This is a genomic window from Paracidovorax sp. MALMAid1276 (assembly GCF_049198005.1).
GTDB lineage: Bacteria > Pseudomonadota > Gammaproteobacteria > Burkholderiales > Burkholderiaceae_C > Acidovorax.
This window is the reverse complement of the sequence record NZ_JBMIRS010000020.1, coordinates 16,323-35,145: the sequence shown is the minus strand read 5'-3', so window position 1 is coordinate 35,145 and position 18,823 is coordinate 16,323. Positions and strand designations below refer to the sequence as shown.

Annotated in this window: 14 protein-coding genes; 2 read left to right on the top strand and 12 right to left on the bottom strand. The window is 63.0% G+C overall.

Annotated elements, in window-relative coordinates:
- Positions 1 to 75 precede the first annotated feature (75 nt).
- The 3 genes from argB to ACOQFS_RS00680 form a co-directional block, all read right to left on the bottom strand.
- Positions 76 to 966: an acetylglutamate kinase gene (gene argB / locus ACOQFS_RS00690; RefSeq protein ID WP_421561062.1), complete on the bottom strand. Its 891-nt coding sequence runs from the start codon at positions 964 to 966 to the stop codon at positions 76 to 78.
- A 90-nt stretch (positions 967 to 1,056) separates the two neighbouring features.
- On the bottom strand, positions 1,057 to 2,160 hold the full coding sequence (locus ACOQFS_RS00685; protein ID WP_421561061.1) for a glycosyltransferase family 4 protein: 1,104 nt from the start codon (positions 2,158 to 2,160) through the stop codon (positions 1,057 to 1,059).
- A gap of 96 nt (positions 2,161 to 2,256) precedes the next feature.
- On the bottom strand, positions 2,257 to 4,182 hold the full coding sequence (locus ACOQFS_RS00680) for a hypothetical protein (protein WP_421561060.1): 1,926 nt from the start codon (positions 4,180 to 4,182) through the stop codon (positions 2,257 to 2,259).
- Between the two features lie 102 nt (positions 4,183 to 4,284).
- Here ACOQFS_RS00680 and ACOQFS_RS00675 point away from each other — a divergent pair, with 102 nt between their 5' ends.
- The gene (locus tag ACOQFS_RS00675; RefSeq protein ID WP_421561059.1) at positions 4,285 to 8,130 is read left to right on the top strand and encodes a methyltransferase domain-containing protein; all 3,846 of its coding nucleotides are present in this window, start codon (positions 4,285 to 4,287) and stop codon (positions 8,128 to 8,130) included.
- Positions 8,130 to 8,618: a hypothetical protein gene (locus ACOQFS_RS00670; protein ID WP_421561058.1), complete on the top strand. Its 489-nt coding sequence runs from the start codon at positions 8,130 to 8,132 to the stop codon at positions 8,616 to 8,618. Before ACOQFS_RS00675 ends, ACOQFS_RS00670 begins: the two co-directional genes overlap by 1 nt.
- Before the next feature lie 72 nt (positions 8,619 to 8,690).
- On the opposite strand, the gene ACOQFS_RS00665 is transcribed toward ACOQFS_RS00670, so the two are convergent.
- The 9 genes from ACOQFS_RS00665 to gspM form a co-directional block, all read right to left on the bottom strand.
- Complete coding sequence (locus tag ACOQFS_RS00665) at positions 8,691 to 9,599, bottom strand: hypothetical protein (protein ID WP_421561057.1); 909 nt, start codon at positions 9,597 to 9,599, stop codon at positions 8,691 to 8,693.
- Positions 9,600 to 9,603: 4 nt separating this feature from the next.
- Entirely contained in the window at positions 9,604 to 10,863 is a 1,260-nt protein-coding gene (locus ACOQFS_RS00660; protein ID WP_421561056.1) for an ABC transporter ATP-binding protein, read from the bottom strand.
- Positions 10,860 to 11,651, bottom strand: a complete 792-nt coding sequence (locus tag ACOQFS_RS00655; protein ID WP_421561055.1) for an ABC transporter permease — start codon at positions 11,649 to 11,651, stop codon at positions 10,860 to 10,862. Before ACOQFS_RS00655 ends, ACOQFS_RS00660 begins: the two co-directional genes overlap by 4 nt.
- 49 nt (positions 11,652 to 11,700) lie before the next feature.
- The gene (locus ACOQFS_RS00650; RefSeq protein WP_421561054.1) at positions 11,701 to 12,618 is read right to left on the bottom strand and encodes a peptidylprolyl isomerase; all 918 of its coding nucleotides are present in this window, start codon (positions 12,616 to 12,618) and stop codon (positions 11,701 to 11,703) included.
- A 158-nt stretch (positions 12,619 to 12,776) separates the two neighbouring features.
- Entirely contained in the window at positions 12,777 to 14,432 is a 1,656-nt protein-coding gene (locus ACOQFS_RS00645) for a cell surface protein (RefSeq protein ID WP_421561053.1), read from the bottom strand.
- 292 nt (positions 14,433 to 14,724) lie between these two features.
- Positions 14,725 to 15,150 carry a hypothetical protein gene (locus ACOQFS_RS00640; RefSeq protein ID WP_421561052.1) on the bottom strand — a complete coding sequence of 142 codons (426 nt, stop codon included), beginning with the start codon at positions 15,148 to 15,150 and terminating at the stop codon, positions 14,725 to 14,727.
- A gap of 151 nt (positions 15,151 to 15,301) precedes the next feature.
- Positions 15,302 to 17,623, bottom strand: a complete 2,322-nt coding sequence (gene gspD, locus ACOQFS_RS00635) for a type II secretion system secretin GspD (protein ID WP_421561063.1) — start codon at positions 17,621 to 17,623, stop codon at positions 15,302 to 15,304.
- Between the two features lie 14 nt (positions 17,624 to 17,637).
- Entirely contained in the window at positions 17,638 to 18,294 is a 657-nt protein-coding gene (locus ACOQFS_RS00630) for a hypothetical protein (protein ID WP_421561051.1), read from the bottom strand.
- Positions 18,291 to 18,815 carry a type II secretion system protein GspM gene (gene gspM / locus ACOQFS_RS00625; RefSeq protein WP_421561050.1) on the bottom strand — a complete coding sequence of 175 codons (525 nt, stop codon included), beginning with the start codon at positions 18,813 to 18,815 and terminating at the stop codon, positions 18,291 to 18,293. Before gspM ends, ACOQFS_RS00630 begins: the two co-directional genes overlap by 4 nt.
- Between the last annotated feature and the right edge of the window lie 8 nt (positions 18,816 to 18,823).

Below are 18,823 nucleotides of genomic sequence, written 5' to 3'. Positions count from 1 at the left end.
GCGCAAGGGCCGCCCCGCCGCGCTGGCGGTGTCCCCCCTCGGGGGAAAGACGCGAAGCGACTCAGGGGGGGCATCTCAATGACTACGGATCATCGTGCCGTAGGCCTGATCGGTCAGGATTTCGAGCAGCATGGCGTGCGGCACGCGGCCGTCGATGATGTGCACTGCATGCACGCCCGCCTTGGCGGCGTCCAGCGCGCCGGCAATCTTGGGCAGCATGCCGCCCGAGATCGTGCCGTCGGCAAACAGCGCGTCGATCTCGCGCGCCGTCAGGTCGGTCAGCAGGTTGCCCTGCTTGTCCAGCACGCCGGGCGTGTTGGTCAGCAGCATCAGCTTTTCGGCCTGCAGCACCGTGGCGAGCTTGCTGGCCACCACATCGGCGTTGATGTTGTAGCTCTCGTTGTTCTCGCCAAAGCCGATGGGGCTGATGACGGGGATGAAAGCGTCGTCCTGCAGCGCCTTGACCACGCTGGGGTCGATGGAGACGATGTCGCCCACCTGGCCCACGTCGTGCTCGATGGAAGGGTCCTTGCTGTCCACCATCTTGAGCTTTTGCGCGCGGATCATGCCGCCGTCGCGCCCCGTCAGGCCCACGGCCTTGCCACCGGCCTGGTTGATCAGGCCCACGATGTCCTGCTGCACCTCGCCGGCCAGCACCCACTCGACCACTTCCATGGTCTCGGCGTCGGTCACGCGCATGCCCTGGATGAATTCGCCCTTCTTGCCCAGGCGGTTCAGCGCCGTCTCGATCTGCGGGCCGCCACCGTGCACCACCACCGGGTTCATGCCCACCAGCTTGAGCAGCACCACATCTTCCGCAAAGTCGGCCTGCAGGGCCGGGTCGGTCATGGCATTGCCGCCGTACTTGATGACCATGGTCTTGCCATGGAACTTGCGGATATAGGGCAGCGCCTGGGCCAGGATTTCAGCCTTGTCGCGCGGGGCAATCGAAAGAAGGTCGGTCATGGGGGCGGGCCATCCGGTGTTGAAAACTGTGAGGCGCAAATTGTGCCGCATTCAGGATGCACGCTGAAGCGCCACCGCGCACAAAGGGCCTCAGTGGCGCAGCCAGTGCGGCACCTTGAACCGCACGATCGCAAAATACGCCAGCACATAGGTGATCACGAACAGCGCGCAAAACGCCATCAGCAGGGGCGTGTTGCTCCAGAACAGGACCGCCGGCACCACGGTCAGGAGGGTGAAGCCCCACAGGTAGGGCGACGTGCGGTTGTTGCGCATCAGAACCCGGCGCGACTCGTCGTCATGGAACACGCCGCGCACGATGCGGCGGTAAATCAGCTGATGGAAATGCAGCGCGTCCGCCACTCCCGGCGAAACGCCGCGCACGGTCTTGCGATAGATGGAAAAAATGGTTTCCCACACAGGGTAGATCAGCAGGAGCATGGGAAACCACGGCGACACGTCCGAATTGCGTTGCACCAGCGAAATGCTAGCCAGCGCAATCACCACGCCCCACACATAGGCCCCGCCGTCCCCGGCAAACAGCATGCCGCGCGGGTAGTTCCACACCAGAAACCCCCCCGTGGCCGCCGCCGTGGACACCAGCAGCGCCGCCAGGGCGCGGTCGCCCACCTGCAACGCCACGTGGGCCAGCGCGAGGCAGACGATGAGCGCCACCATGCCAGCCAGGCCGTTGTATCCGTCGATGATGTTGAACGCGTGAGGCAACCCGGCAACGGCCAGCACGGCCACCCCGATGCCCAGCCAGGGCGCGGCGCTCAGCAGGGCGTCGGCCAAGGGCCAACCGAGTCGCGGCAGGGTCAGGTCCAACAGGGCCACCGCCAGCACGCCGGACGCCCCCGTCAAAACCAGCCGGTACCGCACCGAGAGCCGCTGTGTCATGTCTTCTGCAATGCCGCCGAGCGCTGCAGGCATGACCACCAGCAGCCACGCCCCCACCCACAGCCCCAGCCGCAGCGAGCCGGGATCGCCCCATTGCAGAGTCTGCAGCATGCCCAGCCCCCAGGCGATACCCATCCCCACCAGCAGCGCCGCTCCACCCAGCCGCGGAATGTCGCCCATATGAAACCGCTGGGGCATGGCCAGGCCGTAGACGGCCGCATGCTCTCGCCCCCAACGGACAATGAGCCCTGCAAAAACGGCCGCCACCAGGAAGCCCACAAGGGAAATCAAAATCATGTCAGTTGCTGCGCAGGAACTGCTCGCTCGCTGTCAGAGGCATTCACGGCATTCAATTTGAGCTTCTTACTGTGGAATGGCGCCATTGCAGGCGTTTCAGCGCGCAACAGCCCCCGGCTGCTCGACGCCTGAAGGCGGAGAGCGAAGAATCTGGGCAACCGACTGATAAAGCACCTTCGACCCATAGGCGGAGTTTTGCGGATCGAACGAAAACAGGTTCATTCCAGGCTCAAACAGTCGACCGTCAATGCGCGGCTCCATAAAAAATGAGATGTAGCGAGCGCCCTCCCGATGGTGCGCATCCAGCACCTCTTGCAACTCGGTCGGGCCCATGGCCTTCAGCGGGTGAAACTCGGTGATACCATAAGGTCGGCTACCCGCCACCGCACCGAGCCCGGGGACTCGGCTGCGTCGATTTTGTAGCCATTGCAACACCTCTGGCCCATACGTTGCACGGCCGTACAGGCTTATGCCCAACGCAAGGCCGGTATCCACCTTCAGGGAGTCGTCTATTCCGAATCGTGTCGAGTCCCATCCGGGATTCACGAACGGCACAATCTGGTGCGTGTAGACAGGGCCACGGCCCAGGCAGGAATTCTTTACGCGATCGGCAAAGTGTGAAAGGTGCCGTGTGACTTGGGTCTGGCGAAATTCATGCCAAAGGTTTACCAAGGGGTTGTAATACAACGACAACTGGTCGGGGGGCGTGTCGACCCAGAAACTTGTACCGATCTGTACCTTGCTCATCGGCGGCAACGTGGCCTGCGGTACCGGTTGCGGGGCCTTTTGGTCGCGCCCGATCACGCCCACTGACCGACCTGTCAGATACTGCAAAGGCTCATTGCCCTGCTCCAGGGCCACATCGATGCGATGCATGCCTGGCGGGAAACTCGAATAGTCAAGGTCATAGCGCCAGCCGACATCCGCCGACCCCACTGACGGCAATGACTCCAACACATCTTGGCGTCCTTGGTTTGCACGGACCCGCGCAACCGGCAGACCGTTGACGAAGACGTGAATCCACGGCGCGTCTGCACCTCGCACGTGGGCCCATCCGGCAATCGGCAAGATGCCCCCTGCGAACGAATCGATGTGATCCTCGTAGCGGGTCAGGCGCTGCTTGCGAATGTTCCGGCCGGGCGGAACGACTTGGTCAAAGCGCTCGTAATCGCTACCGAGCTCAGCGTTGAGTGCGTCGAGACTGGTAAATCTCGCCCGCACGAACCGCTGAAACTCCCGCACAGATGCCGCGCTGTAATCTGACACGACGTAGTCGGCAGAAACTCCCATGCCAGACTGGAAGTCCGGGAACAAATGATGCAATTCGCCCAAGACAGTTACGCCTTTGATCTTTTCCTGATCGGCGGACGACAATCGACAGACGCTATCCAGCACCGCCCCCATGGCCTGCTCACGCATGCGCGTGATATCGTTGTCCCGGCTCGCCACACTCCAAGGGTAGATGTCCAGGTGGTAGTAGCGATCCTTGTCCAAGGGCCTCCCCGTTGGGCCCACGGCCAGGTTGCGGGGGTCCGTACCTAACGAGGCTTCCAGCGCCCCCCCCACCGCAAAATGCGTTGAAAAGAGATACAACAGCATAGGGCGCGGGGAACGGGCGATGGTATTGGCCACACGCTGAGCCGCCGCATCATCCACCATCCAGCGGCCATCGGCCGAACGGTTGAACAAACGAAGTAGCGGCACGTTCAGCGTATAACCCAGTTCGTAAGCACCATTGGCACTCACCTGCGGGCCCAGCGTCGCCAGGGTTCGGTCGATCAGACCCGCCGCCGAGTCCACATCCCCAGCGCAGGTCTCCACGTTGGGCGACCGAGTGCGCGACAGCAAACAATTGTCGAGCGCCCCAATCATCGGCAGCAGCAAGAGGGGCTGCGGGGCCAAGTCGCGGGCCAGTCGGACGCCCTGCACGCCCAAGCCCAGGAGCAGCACGACCGCCAGCCCAATGCCCGCCCGCATCCTCCAGCCAGCCCACAACGCGCCCTCATCGCCCTGCTGAATCATTCAAACACCGCTCCCAAACTTGACCTTGATGGCTGCCCGCACCGATCCAGCGCGATCCACAACTGCACATTATCCGTCCAGCCCCAGCGGCATAATCGGACGATGCCGTCCCCAGCCTCGCCGCAACATGTTTACGCACGTGAAGTCCAGCCCTCCGAACGCTCTTCTCTGAGTGTGCTGGCCGATCACATCGACAATGCCGCGCGCGTGCTTGACCTGGGTTGCGGCACCGGCGCACTGGGCCGGTGGCTTTGCGGACGCGGCCCTTGCGACGTGGATGGCGTCACATTCAACCAGGCAGAAGCAGATCTGGCTAGCGCGACGTACCGCCGCGTCGTCATCGGCGACCTGGAGGCCCTGGATCTCGTGGCTGAGTTCGGGAATCAGCAGTACGACGTCATTGTCTGTGCGGACGTCCTGGAGCACCTGCGATCGCCGGAGCGGGTGCTGATTCAATGTCGGCAACTGCTCCGCCCTGGTGGCCGTTTACTGATATCCGTACCCAATGCGTCCTATGCGGGCTTGGTCGCCGAACTGATGCACGGCCAGTTTCGCTACCGGGATGAGGGGCTGCTCGACAAGACACACCTGCGCTTCTTCACGCGGGCCTCCATCCTTGCGTTTATGCAGGAGCACGACTGGCAGGTCTCAGCACTGGACGTGGTGCAACGCGAACTCCATGAGTCAGAGTTCCGCCAGCCATTCGACACGCTGCCGCCAGCGGTGTCCCGGTACCTGCTGACTCAGCCCGACGCACTCACCTACCAGTTTGTGCTGGCCGCGTGCGCCACCCCCTCCAGTTCCGAAACGGTGCCACGCTCGGCGTACCCGATTGACACCTCCCACAGTGATGCGGAGGCACGTTTCAGCATTGAGTTGATGTGGGATGTCGGCTTCGGATACTCGGAAACCCGCAAGCTGCGTACGGCCGGGGTCATCGGGCGCTCCCGCCAACAATTGACATTTGACATTCAGCCAGGCCCGACGCCCTTTTGCGGACTTCGACTGGACCCTGCGGATCGACCCGGGTTCCTGCATATATTCGGACTGCGCCTGATCGACGCCTCGGGCACTCGTTTGTGGGAATGGCCTGTCGCTGACGATCACGAACAGGGGCTGTTCTACGGTGACGGCAACTCCCACCAAATCCACTGGATACCGCTAGCCTACCCCAGCGCCGCCCCCCTGCTTCTGCTATCGGGCAACGACCCCTGGTTCACGCTCCCCATCAATTCCGACGCCTTGCAGGCGCTGGCGGTTCGCGGGGGATCCCTCGAAGTCACGCTCGGCTGGCCCATGTCAGCCGACTACCTGCACGCCAGCCAGGCCATGCACGCAATGGAGCAGCGGCTTGCCGCCGAGGCACAGCGCGCCGAAACAGCACGCCACGAGGTGCAGCAGATGCAGGCGGCCGCCCATGACTTGCACCATCGGCAACAGGTCGCCGAGCACGAGCGGCTGCAGTGGCAGGATCGCGCTCGCAGCGCACTGGATGAGAAGGCCCGCGCAATGCAGGAACGGCAGGCGTTGGAACATGCCCTTCTGAGCACCCAGCGGCAGATCGACCAATTGCGAAACCACCTGCAGTGGATCGAAAACTCCACGGTCTTCCGTGCAACCCGCCCGCTGGTGCGGATGAAAATGGCCTGGACCCGACTCATGACGCCCCCCCCACCCCCTCAACACACTCCGGCGGCGGTTGCTGCCGCTGACCCGCGTCTACCGCACCTGGCGCAACCTGTCGACGTGATCGTCCCGGTGTACAAGGGCTTGTTCGACACGCAACGTTGCATCCGCTCCGCGCTGGCCAGCCAGTGTCAAACGCCATGGCGGCTCGTGGTCATCAATGACGCCAGCCCGGAACCCGATGTCACCGCGTGGCTCCGTGAGATGGCAGCGTCGGAGTCGCGCATGCTGCTGCTGGAGAACCCCGAAAACCTGGGTTTCGTGGGCACCGTCAATCGGGGCATGGCCTTGTCAACAGGCGCGGATGTGCTGTTGCTCAACAGTGATACGGAAGTCGCCAACGACTGGCTCGACCGGCTGTGCCGTGCTGCGCACGCGCATCCGCGCAACGGCACGGTGACTCCGTTTTCCAACAATGCCACCATCTGCAGCTACCCACGTTTCTGCGAGCCCAATGCACTGATCGACGGGCACACGACTGCCTCGCTGGATGCGTTGGCCGCCAGCAACAACGCAGGCATGACGGTCGAAGTGCCCACCGGCATCGGCTTTTGCATGTACATCCGCCGTGATTGCCTGGACGCGGTCGGCCTGTTCGATGTCCCCAATTTCGGCAAGGGGTACGGCGAAGAAAACGATTTTTGCCAGCGCGCCCTGGCACTGGGATGGCGCAACCTGCACGCACTGGACACATTTGTGCTCCACGCTGGCGGCGTGAGTTTTGGTGCCAGCAAGAGCCAGCGCGAGCTGGATGCCATGGAAACCCTGCGCCGCCTGCATCCCGGCTACGAGGCCTCGGTCATGCGCTTCATTGCCGAAGACCCCGCCAAGCCCTACCGCCGCGCCCTGGATCTGGCCCGTCTGCGTGCGAGCTCGCTTCGCAAGGTGCTGTGCGTGGTACACGATCGCGCGGGCGGCACCTTGCGGCATGTGCAGGAACTGGCAGGCGCCCTGACCGGCAGTGCGCACCTGCTGACCCTCACGCCAGTCCCTGGGCAGCGCGTGCTGCTGAAATTTGCAGATCCGCGCGAAGAGATGGCGCTGGAGTTCCAGGTCCACGAACAGTGGAACGACCTGGTTGCGCTGCTCACCGCCATCGGCGTCACTTTGGTGCACTTTCACCATTGGCTGGGGCACGACCCTCTGGTGCGGCAATTGCCGGAGCAACTGGGTGTCCCCTTCGATTTCACGGCGCACGACCACTACAGCTACTGCCCTCAGATTTCGCTCACCGACTACCGCAACCGCTACTGCGGCGAAGAGGGATTGGCGCAGTGCACCACCTGCCTGGCGCGCTCACCAGCGCCCGGTGGCGTGGACATCGTGACCTGGCGTGACACGAACCAGGCGTTTTTGCGCAAGGCGCGGCACATCCTGGCGCCCAGCGCCGACATGGCCCAGCGCATGGACCGGTTCGTTCCCGGGTGCGACGTGCGGCTGGCACCCCACCTGGACTTGCATGCCGCCACATTGCCTCCCGTCCGGCCCCCTGCGCCACGCCCCACCCATGCACCCCTGCGGGTCGTTGTCATTGGCGCATTGAGCACCATCAAGGGCGCAGATTTGCTGGAAGATGTTGCAGTGGCTGCGGCGCGGTCTGGCGTACCGGTGGAATTCCATTTGCTGGGGTATGGCTACCGGAGCCTCAAGACCCAACCGCGTGCCCGCCTGACTGTGCATGGCGAATATGCCGAGACCGATCTGCCGGGGCTGCTCGAATGGCTGAAGCCGGATATTGCCTGGTTTCCCGCCCAATGGCCCGAAACTTACAGCTACACACTGAGCGCCTGCCTGGCGGCTGGCTTGCCCGTGGTGGCGCCTGACCTGGGCGCCTTCCCGGAGCGGCTTGCAGGCCGGGAGTGGAGCTGGGTGTGCCCCTGGAACCAATCGCCGCAAGCCTGGCTGGAGTTGTTCATCGCCATCCACCGCGATCATGTGGTACTAGGCGTGTCGCCCGCACCCTGCGCCGACTCGTCGACGCGCTGGCGGCCCACCATGCCTGACTGGGTTTATGGCGATGCATATTTGGGCAACAGTCCGCACGCTACGTCGGCGGCGCCTCGTCCCATCGGCGATGCGGGGTGGGTCTCGCGCTTCCTTCCGGGGATGCACCGTACACCCGTTGAGAATGCATCACTGGGGGCCCGTCGTCTCGCTCTGCATGGGCTGCTGAGGCTGCGCTCAGCGCCTGGATTGAGAACTCTGTCGCGCGCCGTTCCCTTGCGCTGGCAAACGCGCCTCAAGAGCTGGTTGATACGCTGATGCTGTTCTCTGACAACAGAAGCTGCGGCACCTGCCAAAAATGCTGCGAAGGCTGGCTGTCCGGACACATTGTGGTCGACGGTGTTGTGGACTGCACCATGAAGCCGGGCAGTCCGTGCACCCAGTTGGGCCTCCAAGGATGCGCCATATACCCTTTAAGGCCCGCCAGCCCTTGCCGCACATTCACATGTGGCTGGCTCGTGCCCCACAGTCCACTGCCGGATGATTACCGCCCCGATCAGTTGGGTGTGATTTTTGTGCCGATCAAATGGCGGGGCCGGCGCGCCTGGGTGCTGGTGCCTGCTGGCAAAGACCCCAGCGATGATCTGAAAGCGCAAATGCGTGCATACAGCCAAAGCAGCGGCGAACCCCACATGATCAAGTTGCCCGACAGGGTGCTTTGCTACGGCGTCCCCGAGTTTCAACAGAGCATGCTCGACCTGGAGCGCCGAGGCATCAACCCCTGGGATGCGGGCGACTTCACGTAGCAGATAGTCAGAGCTCTGCGCAGCAGAGGAAAGCGCTGCGCGCCTGCGCACCGTGGCCGGCTGCGGTGTTCGTTACTCGTCTCTGAAAAAGCGCGGAGCCTCGGCCCAGAAATGCCACGCGGCTGGGTCTTCGCGCAGTGCCTGCTCAAGATGTGCAAAAACTGCGTTGATCAACGTGGCAACGTTGTCGTGCACGCCCAGTGAAACGATCTTGAGCGTGCGCCGACCTGTGGCTGCATCAAATCCCGTGAGGTACACATACACAGGCACTTTCTGGTCCACCGCCAGACGATGCAGTGCCCGCGGCACAGCAGCCTGCAGGCCCAGCAGTGAAATCGGCTCGGCACTGCTGGCCTGATCGGCCGGGACGTCTATGGCGGCCAACACCTGCCCCCCTTCGCGCAGGGTCTTGATGGCAGGGCGCAAGCTGCCCGACACGTCGAGCGGCTCGCATCGCAATGCGCGCATGACGCAGGCGGTGCGGGCCCTCGCGTACCAGCCCAGCACGGCCCGCCCTGCAAAGGGTGCGCCACCGGTGGATGCCACCAGGGCTCGTGGCATCAGACCCGACCGGGACGCGTGGCGCAGGCCCCACATTCCGGCGCCCCAGTGAAACGTGAACAGGAGTGCTGCCCTGCCAGGCTCAGGCCATTGTCCGGTAACCTGCAGATGCCGGTCCATCCAGGCGTCCGACCGCGTGGCTGCCAGGTAGTAATCGGCGTGATCTACCCAGGTAACAAGCCGCCGACGCCTCAGCCAAGCGGCTTCCGCTTCAGCAGGTTGCTGGCGGGGCTGAAATTGCGCCCAGGCTTGCCGCGCGCTGCTGCCATACAGCGGCATCCAGCTCAACATCCAGCGCCCCAGCTGATAGGCGGCGCCCCACGGAACCAGTGCGGCCAGGCCAGGCGCCAGCAGCAGCTGTACTGCATCTCGGCACTCGGTACGCACGCGCGCCCAACGGCGCTTCAGGTGCCAGCGCACGCCATCAACTCCAGTGGTGCGGCAGGCGCACCAAGCCGGGAGTCTGCGTGGGGAAGACGAAGGTGAAGGTCTTGCAGGCCTTCCATTCATCGCACACCACCAGCCCCTTTGCGTCGAACAGATAGGCGCTGATCACATACTCGCCGGTGTGTAGCGGCAGATCGGGGAATGTCAGCGTGATTTCCCAGGTGCCGTCGGCCAGACGCCGTGGCAGCGCACCTTCCACGTGCGACGCCAGCGAGGTGATGCCCACGCCGTGTGCCTGCTCCAGCATCACGCCGATGCTGGGCGCCTCATCGTCTGGCCCGGTACGGGCGCGGACCGTGACCACCAGGTCGTTGGATCGCAGCATCGGCGGACTGGCATCGTCAAGATGATCGACCACCACCTCCGTGATGCTGGCGCTTTCCACAGCGGCCTGCACCACAGGCGGCAGGGACTCGGGTGGCGGCTCGCTGGCCTCGGAGGCGGGCGCCATGGGTACGGTCTCGGGGTCGGCCGTCAGCGCGGCCTTGCGCAAACTGGCCTCGTACGAGGCCAACACGGCCTCTGTCTCGCCAAAGGCCCGCACCTGGCCCTGCTCCAGCCACACGGCTGCATCACACAACTGGCGCACGTGGTAGAGGCTGTGCGAGCAAAACAAAATGGTGCAGCCGTTTTGCCGAAACTGCTCGATGCGTTCCACGCATTTCTTTTGAAAGTTCTGGTCTCCCACGGCCAGCGCTTCGTCAACGATGAGCAGCTCTGGCTGCACCGCAGTCACCAGGGCAAAGGCCAGGCGCACCACCATGCCCGAAGAATAGGTTTTGACCGCCCGATCGATGGCGTCGCCCAACTCCGAAAACGCAATGATGTCGGCTTCCAACGCCGTGATCGTGGTGGCATCCAGCCCAATCAGGCTGCCGGCAAAGCGCAGGTTGTCTCGCCCCGAAAAGTCGGGGTGAAAGCCCGCGCCCAGTTCGAGAATGGCCGTGATACGCCCCGTGCAGCGCGCGCTGCCGGTGGTGGGTTGCAGTGTGCCCGCCAGCAACTTGAGCAGCGTGCTTTTGCCCGCGCCATTGTTGCCCACCACCCCCAGGCACTGGCCCCGGTCGAGGTGAAAGGTCACGTCGCGCAGCGCCCAGTGGCTGCGGTGCAGCGCCGCACCGGTGAGCAGCGCGCGCAGGCGCTGGCGCGGGTGGTCGTACAGCTTGTATTCCTTGCCCAGGCCTTGCACCCGGAGCACCAGGTGCTGCGCAGCACCTTGCATCGAGGGCGCACTCACAGCCAGTCCACCAGTTCATCACGGCTGCGGCGCAGCAGCGGCTGCAGCAACAGGCCTGCGCCCGCCAGCCACGCGGCCATGCCCAGCCAGGATTGCCAGCTGGGCCAGTCGCCCAGCAGCAAAATGTTTTGGTAAGCGAGCACCCATGCCGTCATGGGGTTGAGCCACAGCACCCAGCGCCATGCCTCAGGGAACAGCGTGACGGGGAACAGAATGGGCGACAGAAAAATACCCACCGACAGGCCGAACGTGACCAGCTGCACCGTGTCGCGCAAAGCGGCCGCCAAAATGGCCAAGCCGTAGGCCAGCAACACCATCAACAGCAACTGCGCCGCAATCACCACCGGCAATGCCACGGTTGCCAGCGCCACGCCATGCAACGGCGTGTACGCCAGTGCCAGCAACACCAGCAACGGCGCGTACACCGCGCCGCTGGCCAGCACGGTGCGCAGCACCATCAGCACCGGCGGCAGTGCATTCTTTTGCAGCAGGTGGCCCGCATCGATCAGGCTGCTGGTGCCCCGGCCAATGCCTTCGCAAAAGGCCTGCCACGGTACCATGCCCACGATCAGGTAGGTGCCGACGGCCTTGGCGGGCGCGGCGTCGCCCAGCCGCATGGCAAACACCACGTCAAACACCAGGTAATACGCGGCCACCGTCAGCAGCGGCTGCGCGTAGACCCAGGCGATACCGCCGGCGGTGCCCGAATGCCGCGCTGCCAGTTCGCGCCAGACCATGACGCGCAGCAGCGCTCGCATGTCCCACGCCGAGCGAATGTCTTGCCACATGGATGCGAATGGCCCTTCTCGCGGGGAAGCCGCGGACGCCTTCAATGGTTTACTTCGTCCGAGACCCAGCCAGGAACGCGTCCAGCGCTTCCGGATGCGCCTTTGCCTTCTGCATGATCTGCTCACCTGCCTTCATGCGGGCCTCGCTCTGGATGCGTTGTGCTGCTTCCTGCATCAGTACGTCGCGCACTTCGTCAAACGGGCGCTTGCCAGCCTCCTTGCGGGCCGTCGCCTTGATGATGTGGTAGCCAAACTGGGTCTTGACCACATCGCTGAGTTCTCCCACCTTGAGGCCAAACGCCGCGTCTTCGAATTCTTTGGCCATGCGGCCGCGGGTGAAGTAGCCCAGATCACCCCCCTTGGCAGCACTTCCAGGGTCTTGTGAGCGCGCCTTGGCCAATTCGGCAAAGTCTTTTCCTGACTTCAGATCCTTCAGCACTTCAGCGGCCTTGGCTTCGGCACCCTCTTCGGTCGAGAGGATCAGTATGTGGCTGGCCTGCACTTCTTCAACGATTTCAAAGCGCTTGGTTTCGGCCCGATACACGTCACGCGCACGTTGCTCAAGGATCATGTCGCTGGGGCGATTCACGACATCCAGTTGCGCCAGTCGCAGGTCGGACAGGGCCCGGTCTACCGCCAGGCGGACCAAAGCTTGATTCACTGGCGTCTTGCTGGCCTGGGATTCCTCGGCCTGCTTGGCCAACACCCGGCGCATCAACAGGTTCGAGGCCAGTTGCGCCAATCTGTCGGGCTGCTGCATGAACGCAGTTCGAACTTCTGCGGGAGCCCGCTGCAGTTCTGCTTCGAGGTCATAGGTACTGATGGACACCCCGTCTGCCTCGATCACCACCTTATCTCGTGGAACCGCCGTTTGCGCCCAGCTTGAATGCAACGAAACGGCGACAACGGCAACGGCAACCCATACTGATTTAGCAATGGGTCGACGCAGGGAAAGAATTGAAGTCATCGGATTTTGGGAATCTACAAATACGAATTACAACAAGCTGCTTCACAAGAACAAACAGTTTGCGTTGCCTGAGACACCCACAGGCAAAAAAAAGGCGGGAAAGTTCCCGCCTTTTTTGAACGGACCGCCGAGGCGGTCCTGTGCGCTCACCAACCGAATTAACGGGTGTAGCGGTGGGGCCACATGGCACCGAACGCGCTGGACTTGGCGAATGCGCCACCCAGAACTGGCAGACCACGGTTAGACAGACCCGACGTGCCCAGGCTGATCCAGCCTTCGTTCGATGTCACATTCAAATTTTGCAGTGCCAACGAAGCGGACAGCGAGCCAGACGATGTGTTGGTGCCATTGTTGATAGCCAGGACCGAAGTTTCGCCGCAGAACACAACGTTCGTCACAGTACCGGGAGAAATCACGAACTGGCTGGATGTCGTGGTTTCTTCACGATCCCACTGATTAACACCAGCGGCGCCAGTATCGGCCTTAACACAGATCTTGCCACCCGACACCGAGGTATTGGTGCTGTCGAAATAGTTATTCGTCCACAGCGAGTAAACACGGCCGTCACCACCCAGCGGGCTGGCGTATGCGTAGTTCATCGCAACATTGTAACGACGAGTAGGCGAGGAGAACACCCAGTCGGTCGTAGCGCCGATGCTGGTAGTCGTCAGGTACTCGTTAATCACCGACTTTGCAGCCAGTCTGGCGGTCAGGGTTTCGGCATGGGCGAACGGCGTGTTCGTTGCCGTGGTCAGCGCCAGATAAGGAGTCGACAGGTCGGGCAAGTCATAGTAAGACGCAGCGATGAACGGCGTGCCGGAGCCAGATGCAGAGGAACCTGTGGCGGGGTTGATACGGCTAATATTTGTAGACGTGGTTTGGAACAGTGGGTCTGCAGACCATGCATCCACATTGCCAGCAGCGGCATCAGACTGAGGGAAGAACACCACATTTGCATTGATGGCAGTGCCCGAACCAGCAGCCACAGCCGTAGCGGCGCCAGAGAACGTGGCGGTCTTCACTGTGTCGATGATCGTCCAGTTAGCCATCAGCTTGCCGGTCGGGAACTTCATTCCCTTGCCTTGAATCGTGGTAGCCGTGGTGTCGGTAGCCCCAGCAACATAGTCGGTTGCTGCGCTCAACAGGGGGGCCAACGCGCTAGCCGTGCAAGGCGCAACACCATTCACGTGCTTGATAGCCGTGTACAGCGGGTTAGTTGTGACTCCGGAAGCAACAGCTTGGTTGGTCTGAACTGCCTTCGGCACGTCAGCCATGTTCAGGATTTCGATGTAGCCTTCACGAGTTTCGTTCGCCTTTTGAGCATCCGTCAGCGAAGAATTCAGACGGCCAGTGGGGAACGAGTTCTTTTGCGTTGCCACGATAGAAGGCAGCGTGCAGGTCTTGTCAGCAGTTTCCAGCTGCGAACGACCATCGGCACCCTGGCTCACCTTAGCAGCCCACACGTCGCCGGGAGACAGCATCAGCGTGAAGTCAAAAATATCGTCCGAGTTCGAAGCACCACGGAAACGAACCTTCACAACCTTACCGTTCGACGCGTCAGTATTGGTGATGTTCAGCAGTGTGGCGTTGGTGCCTTGCGTGGTGAAATAAGGAACGACCAGGATGTTACCGATACCAGCTTCGTTGATAGCCAGCGTGGTTGCAGCCGTTGCATTCGCAGCGTTGCCAGCTGCCACAGGAGCGTTTGGATCAGCCGCATCCGAATACACACCGATCGCTGCGTTTGCCAAACCGGCAAAGCCGAGGCCACCAATCATGGCAGCAATGCTTGCAGAGAGAATACTTTTTTTCATTCAAAACTCCGTTAAGAAAGTTGGTAAGCGCAACTACCAGGATTGTTTACGCTTGGAAATGTTAGCACAGGGGCTAGAAAGTTAAGCCATGTAGCCCGGGGAGCGCCATCTGTTGTCGACAAAAAGCAACAAGCGGCTTCAATACATACATCAGCATGGTCACTCGATAGGACAGCCTCCCTTCGCAAGCAGATGCCAACAAGCAGATCAAGCCCGGCGGCACAGGCGTCACCCAACAAAGCCGAATGGCGCTTACATTGGGTGCCACACCAGCCACCACTGCCATCAACGGTCAGGGCTTCTCGTAATAGTACCAGCGGCCATCTTCCTTCAACCATGTTTCGTTGAAGAAGGTCGAGATTGTGTCGCCTTTGCCACGGCCAAACGGGGATGTGACCGTCAGCTCCACGCGGACGTCGCATTTTTCAGCCTCGCAGGTGGCGCTGGCCACCTCGGCCTTGCGCCACTGCACCGCGCCCTTGAACTGGCTTTGATAATCTTTCACGTCGTGCAGCTTGCGGTAGCTCGGGGTCAGCATGGCGTAGGCCTTGGCCCAGTCGCCGGCCACCAGATGCACCCAGCGCTGGTTGGCGAGTTGCGTGACTTGCGCCTCAGGCGTGGCCGCTGTGGTGGCGCAGCCGGCCAGCAGCATTGCAGCCAACGCTGCCGTGGCCGCAGCGGCGCGCGGGCGCCAGGTCTGGCACGTGGGATGTGTCATGGGTTAGTCTCCTTCAAAGTGAACAAACTGGTCAAAGGACCCAGGGCGTTGCCCCAGGCGGTTGCCTGGGATGAAAATTTTTGCATCTGCGCGCAGAGCGCACCGCCGGCTTCGGCATGCACCCGCCCGGCGCGGCTCTCGGCCGCTCGGGTTACGGCGTGCTGACCCGGGCAGGGGCCGGCGACAGTGGCGCCAGGCCGCGCATGCGGTCGCGCAGGTCTTCGCTGACTTCGCGGATGTCCAGGTCGCTGCGCACGACGCGCGGGGTGATCACCACGAGCAGCTCGGTGCGGCTGCCGAGGTTGCTTGTGGTCCCAAACAGGTTGCCCACCACCGGGATGCTGTGGAGGATGGGAATGCCGGACTTGGAGGTGGTGGAATTGCCCTGGATAAGCCCGCCCATGACAATGGATTCGCCGGACCGCACGGCCAGCTTGCTCGACAGTTGGCGCTGCAAGAATGCGCGCTGCTTGCTCACTTCGTCTTGCTGGCCGACGTCGGTGACCGACTGGTCGACCTGCATGGTGACCACATTGCCGGAATTGACCGATGGCGTGACCATGAGGTTGACCCCGGTGTCCTTGTACTGAATGCTGGTGCGCACGATGCCGTCGCTGGTGATGGTTTCGCCCGCCTGGATGGGCGTTTGCGTGCCCACGGCGATGGAGGCAGTGTGGTTGTCCAGCACCATCAACGATGGGCTGGCAATGACCTTGACCATGGTTTTCTTGGACAAGGCATTGAGCACAGCCCGCACATTGCCGGCCGGGTTCTTCAGGGTGTACGAAAAACCCGCAAGCGCCCCGCCGAGTACGCCGCCCGCGGAGTTGCTCAACACGCCGGTGCCGGTGTAGCCGGTGTTGGCCCGACTGTCGCTGAAGGCCCACTGAAGGCCGTACTCCAGGTCGTCGTTCAGCGTGACTTCGACGATGCTGGCCTCGATCAGCACCTGAGTAAGCGGCAGGTCCAGCCGCTTGAGCGTGGCCTCTATCTTTGTGTAGTCCGCCTTGGTGCTCCAGATCAGTACGGAATTGTTCAGCTCGTCCGCCATCACGCGGATGCCGCCGATGCTGGCTGCCACGCTGGCCTGGCCCTGGGCCTGCTGCTGGACGGTGGCCTGGTTGCTGCGCGTACCGAACGCGCTGCCGGCAGTGCCCAAGCCCCCCGTTCCCATCGAACCGGTCAACCGGTTGGTGGTGGTCCCGAACGCGCTTTGCGACGTACTTCCGTAAGGAAAACCGACGCTACCACTGCCAAAGGCACTGCCCGCACCCGCACCGAACGCACCAGAACTGCCGGTGGACACGGCCGCCAAGCCTGGCGCCACACCCGTGCCGCCTGTCAACCCGGTTCCTGCCTGTTGCTGGCCCCCAAAGATCCCCGTGAGCACGGATGCTAGGTGGCGGGCATTGACATTTTTCACCTGGTAGATGAACAGCTGCGGCTCGGCCGAGTTGCCACCGGGCTGGTCGAGCTTTTCGATCCAGCGGCGGGCCTCGTCCAGATATGCCGCGCGGGGCGTCACGACCAGGATGCTGTTGAGCCGCTCCATAGGCATGACGCGGAAGGCCCCGAACAGCGGACTGGACTCACCCGGGCCACTGACTGCAGCGCTTGCGCCGCCCGCCCCCGCCGCCTGCGCGGGCACACCCGGTCGTGCTGCGGGCGTGGCAGCAGCAGGGGCCGATGCACCACCGCCCGACAGCATCGACAAAGCGGCCTCCACCTCGCGGACTGATACATATTTGAGGGGAAACACTCCCACCGACATGCCCTTGAGCAAATCCACATCAAAGGTGTTGACGAGATCGAGCCAGCCTTCAGCCTGCGTACGGCTGCCCGCCAGCACCAGGATGTTGCGCAGGTTGTCTACCCGAACAATGGCATCACCCGACGCCATGGGCCGCAGTATGGCGGCCATCTCAGACGCACCAATGTAGTTCAGTCGGACCACGATGGCACCGGTACCGGGCGGCAGGGGCGACCCTGGAACCGATTGGCGCACCGCGGGCACAATGCCGCGCAGGACCTCGGGTTTGCCGACGTGGTAGGTGCCCCGGGTATCGCGCGCCATGACCAACCCGTTGGCCTGCAGCGCACTTTCGAGCAACAGCACAGCCTGGTCGGGAGAGACATCACCACCGGTAGAAAGCGTGACAAAGCCGGAGATGGGCTGGTGCAGCACATAGTCGGCCTTGACCACATCCTTGAGCACGATGGTGGCAAATTCGGCAATGGGCGCTTCTTCGAACTTGAAGCCGGTCGAGCTGCCTTGCAGCGGCGCCACTGCACGCGGGGGCGCAACCACTGCATCGGTGCCACGAATGATGCGGGGCTCGGCAGACGCTGGCACTGCGGCTGCCGCGCCGTCTGGGCCAACAGAAGTTGGTGGCACCTCACCCGCCGCCAAGGCGGCGCCATGCATCACTACCAATCCCAACGAAAGGCACTGCACCCACATGCGGTTGACCATGATCTTCACTGTATTCATTCCTTGACAGGCGGTAGCCCGGCTTTGCGAAACAGTTCATTGCGCTGGCGCAGGCGTTCCCGCGCAGCTTCCTGTTCCTGCTGTTGTATCGACGCCAGATCGGGGCGCACGCCCGGCGCAGGGGCTGCGCCGGGCGCGCCCTGCCCAGCCGAAGGTGGCAGCGCCGGCCTGGGTCCAAAGGCGTGCGCCAGTGTCACGGCTCGGGTTTCGTCGCCACGGGCAAACACCACTTCCCGGCCCTGCACGGACTTCACCGTCCATTCGCCCAGTGGCTCGCCCACCCGTACGCGGCGCACCTTGTCGTTGATGCGCGCGACGATGCCGCTGAAATCAGCGCCCGTGAATATGCCGTAGAGCGTCAGCCCTGCCAGCGGGTCGGGCGGCGGCTCCTCGGGTTTGGCATCGGGCGGAGGGGGCGGACGGCGATCCGGCGCAAACATGGGACGGTCCAGGATGGCGAAATAGGCTGTAGCACCACCGCTGCCCCGGGCATCTATGCCGGAAGGCACCTTGGGCGCCGAGAGATCAGGCGGGATGGCCTCTGGTGCCGACCAGAGCTGCTGGCGCAACTGGCCATCGGCCGTGACCCAGCGCGATGCCAGTGCCCCGGACAACGCCAGCACCGCCACCAACAGCAACCGGAAAGCGATCATGAACGCACCCGCAGAACCGAGAAATTGAACTGTGCCGAGAGCCGCTGGGGCATCTTGGGCTTGACGACCCCTACGGTCTGCACCGACACGCTGTCCACCCACACGGTCGGTGACTGCTTTTCCAGCAGCGTCAGCGCGTTCTGCACGCCGGTGAGATCTCCCTCCACCCGCAGCACGATTCCGATGCGGTCGAACGCGGCAAGTTCCTTGGGTGGCAGCACCTGGATGCTGCCCACATCAAGCTTGCTGTCGGCAAACAGGCTGCGAATGCGCTGCTGCGCGTCATTGCCGGCCTGCACGGCGTCCTGTTCCGCTGGGTACGCGTGCGCCGCCAGCAAGGCCTTGGCCGAGGCCTCGGCCTGGGCCAGCCTTTCCTTGGCCTGCACCAGGCCCGCCAGGCGCGCATATCGCGGCCCGACTTGCTCAAGCTGGTCTGCAGCCCACTGGTGCTTGGACCACACCCAGACAGAAACTGCCAGCGGCACCATGAGCACGGTCAGCACCGTTGCAATCTGCCACACGGTTATGC

Excerpts from the sequence above, each read along its gene's own strand:
- argB (WP_421561062.1), bottom strand. The coding sequence starts at position 966 with ATGACCGACCTTCTTTCGATTGCCCCGCGCGACAAGGCTGAAATCCTG.
- ACOQFS_RS00685 (WP_421561061.1), bottom strand. The coding sequence starts at position 2,160 with ATGATTTTGATTTCCCTTGTGGGCTTCCTGGTGGCGGCCGTTTTTGCA.
- ACOQFS_RS00680 (WP_421561060.1), bottom strand. The coding sequence starts at position 4,182 with ATGATTCAGCAGGGCGATGAGGGCGCGTTGTGGGCTGGCTGGAGGATG.
- ACOQFS_RS00675 (WP_421561059.1), top strand. The coding sequence starts at position 4,285 with ATGCCGTCCCCAGCCTCGCCGCAACATGTTTACGCACGTGAAGTCCAG.
- ACOQFS_RS00670 (WP_421561058.1), top strand. The coding sequence starts at position 8,130 with ATGCTGTTCTCTGACAACAGAAGCTGCGGCACCTGCCAAAAATGCTGC.
- ACOQFS_RS00655 (WP_421561055.1), bottom strand. The coding sequence starts at position 11,651 with ATGTGGCAAGACATTCGCTCGGCGTGGGACATGCGAGCGCTGCTGCGC.
- ACOQFS_RS00650 (WP_421561054.1), bottom strand. The coding sequence starts at position 12,618 with ATGACTTCAATTCTTTCCCTGCGTCGACCCATTGCTAAATCAGTATGG.
- ACOQFS_RS00645 (WP_421561053.1), bottom strand. The coding sequence starts at position 14,432 with ATGAAAAAAAGTATTCTCTCTGCAAGCATTGCTGCCATGATTGGTGGC.
- ACOQFS_RS00640 (WP_421561052.1), bottom strand. The coding sequence starts at position 15,150 with ATGACACATCCCACGTGCCAGACCTGGCGCCCGCGCGCCGCTGCGGCC.
- gspD (WP_421561063.1), bottom strand. The coding sequence starts at position 17,623 with ATGGTCAACCGCATGTGGGTGCAGTGCCTTTCGTTGGGATTGGTAGTG.
- ACOQFS_RS00630 (WP_421561051.1), bottom strand. The coding sequence starts at position 18,294 with ATGATCGCTTTCCGGTTGCTGTTGGTGGCGGTGCTGGCGTTGTCCGGG.